We start from the raw sequence: 871 nt of genomic DNA, 5'->3' as shown, positions 1-871 counted from the left end.
TTTGTTGCCCGGTCGCGCTCGGGTGAAGGTGATCTTGCGGCCGGTGCACCAGGCGAGCAGGTGCTCGTTGATGAATTCCGAACCGTTGTCGGCGTCCACACCCAGGATCGGGAACGGCATCTTGCCGGCGATGTCGTTGAGGGCGGCCAGCACGCATTTAGCCTCTCTGCTGGGCACTGCTCGGTTTTCGGTCCAGCCGGTGGCGATGTCGGTGACCGTTAAGGTGAATGCGTGGCCTCCACCCCGGTTGCCGCCGTCGTGCCAGACCAGGTCGATCTCGACGAATCCGGGTTGAGCGTCGTCCCACTCGGCCCACGTGCGTATCGGGATCTGGCTTTTCAATATCGATCCCCGCTTCGTGCCGACCCGGCCCCGCTGATGAAGCCTGACCCGCTCACCGGCCAGACGGCGATCGATGGTGGCCGCCGACATCGACGCCAGCAGCGCGGCGGTGTCGTCATTGATGTCGAGCTCTCGAAAATGACGCAGCACTGCCACCAGTTCGCCCAGCATCGGCGCCAGCCGTTTACCGGCAGGCATTCCGAGTACCGTCCAGCAGACCGTCAGCGCCGCGATGACCTCGGGTCCGTACTTCACCGACCGAGGACTGCGCGCGGTGACGATCTTGGGCCGTAGCGATGCTGCGAGCGCCTTACGAGCATGGTTTCGATGCCACCCTGTGTTGGCGCACAACTCGTCGAGAATCCGGCTCTTGCTGCTCTTACTCGCCAGCAGGTAACGCCTCGCGGCCGTCTCAGTGATTGCTCTGCGCTCGGCCAACGTCAACCCCATCCACTGGGCCTACGCGCGCATTTTCAATGAGGCAACGAATCACCCATTCGCGCGCATTTCTGATGAGTCAACGCGGTCG

1 protein-coding gene is annotated in these 871 nt (G+C 63.3%); it reads right to left on the bottom strand.

The window, feature by feature from the left end; translation table 11 throughout:
* The coding region (locus Q2100_RS31480; protein ID WP_302917157.1) for an integrase catalytic domain-containing protein at positions 1 to 792 on the bottom strand (792 nt) is incomplete at its 3' end.
* Positions 793 to 871: the final 79 nt, after the last annotated feature.

Source organism: Mycolicibacterium arseniciresistens (assembly GCF_030519285.1).
Lineage (GTDB): Bacteria > Actinomycetota > Actinomycetes > Mycobacteriales > Mycobacteriaceae > Mycobacterium > Mycobacterium arseniciresistens.
Note: the sequence above shows the minus strand (reverse complement) of the source record. Positions and strands in the feature narration are given on the sequence as shown.